General features: G+C 44.9%; 1 protein-coding gene. It reads left to right on the forward strand.

Features of this window, described 5'->3' with window-relative positions:
- Nucleotides 1-316, forward strand: a 316-nt coding sequence (locus tag ACNKXV_RS13965; protein WP_417908327.1) for a LemA family protein, incomplete at both ends; no start/stop codon positions are given.

Genomic DNA, 316 nt, shown 5'->3' on the forward strand with positions numbered 1-316 from the left:
GATTCCTAACTTGGTAAATACGGTAAAAGGTTATGCCGAATTTGAGCAGGAAACCCTCACAGGTGTGGTTGAGGCCAGATCCAAAGCAACCTCTGTGCAAATCGACGCCAGCAACTTGACTCCTGAAAAACTTGCTCAGTTTCAACAGGCTCAGGATCAGCTTTCCGGTGCATTGAGCAGATTGCTTGTCACTATTGAAAAATACCCTGATCTGAAAGCCAACCAAAATTTCCTGGAACTTCAGGCTCAGCTGGAAGGAACGGAAAATAGAATTTCTGTGGCCAGAAGAAACTTCAATGAGTCAGTTCAGGCGTAT

Origin of the sequence: Christiangramia aquimixticola, from assembly GCF_048285835.1 — a bacterium.
Lineage (GTDB): Bacteria > Bacteroidota > Bacteroidia > Flavobacteriales > Flavobacteriaceae > Christiangramia > Christiangramia aquimixticola.